Below are 1,108 nucleotides of genomic sequence, written 5' to 3'. Positions count from 1 at the left end.
TTGTGTTAGGTTCAGGACCAATTCGTATTGGACAAGGTGTTGAGTTTGACTATGCGACAGTACATTGTGTACAGACTTTGCGTGAAGAAGGATATGAAGCCATCGTCATCAATAACAACCCAGAAACTGTATCAACCGACTTCTCAATTAGTGACAAATTGTATTTTGAACCACTAACTACAGAAGATGTAATGCACGTTATTGATTTAGAAAAACCATTGGGTGTTATTGTTCAATTTGGTGGACAAACCGCTATCAACTTAGCAGATTCATTGGTAGAACATGGTGTTAAGATTCTAGGTACTTCACTACACTCTATTGATTTAGCGGAAGACCGTCATGAATTTGAAGCGATGTTACATAAATTGAATATTCCTCAACCACAAGGTGAAACTGCAGTAACAGTTGAAGAATCACTCGTTATCGCCAATAAGATTGGTTATCCAGTACTTGTTCGTCCAAGTTACGTATTGGGTGGTCGTGCTATGGAAATCGTACATAATGATGATGAATTAAGAGTATATATGGCAACAGCCGTAAAGGAAATCAGTCATGATGCTCCAATCTTAGTTGATAAATATATTGTTGGTAAAGAACTAGAAATCGATGCGATTGCGGATGGAAAGAACGTATATATTCCAGGTGTCATGGAACATATCGAACGTGCCGGTGTTCACTCTGGTGACTCAATTAGTGTATATCCAACTCAGACAATTTCTCAACAAGTGAAAGATACAATTATTGATTATGGAACAAGAATTGGTAAAGGCTTTGAATTTGTTGGTTTATACAACATCCAGTTCATTGTAGATAAAGAAAGTAACGTATATGTATTAGAGGTAAATCCACGTTCCTCTCGTACCGTACCATTCTTATCTAAGATTACAGGTGTTCCTATGTCTCAAATTGCGACTAAGTGTGTATTAGGTGAAAGTATTGAAGATCAAGACTTAATACCAGGATATCATCCTGAAGATAAAGAAAGAGTCTTTGTCAAAGCACCAGTATTCTCATTTGCGAAATTACGTAGTGTAGATACAGTGTTAGGACCTGAAATGAAATCTACAGGTGAGGCTTTGGGTAGTGATGTAAACTTAGAAAAAGCATT

The 1,108-nt window shown here is 36.9% G+C and carries 1 protein-coding gene; it reads left to right on the top strand.

The features are described 5' to 3' along the window. Positions 1-1,108: carbamoyl phosphate synthase preATP-grasp domain-containing protein (locus tag KTQ83_RS11810; RefSeq protein ID WP_217285054.1), on the top strand; the 1,108-nt coding region annotated here is incomplete at both ends.

The sequence above is a fragment of the Holdemanella porci genome, assembly GCF_019052655.1.
In the GTDB taxonomy this organism is placed as follows: Bacteria; Bacillota_I; Bacilli_A; order Erysipelotrichales; family Erysipelotrichaceae; genus Holdemanella; species Holdemanella hominis.
The sequence above is the reverse complement of the archived record's forward strand: the minus strand, read 5'-3'. Positions and strand labels throughout refer to the sequence as shown.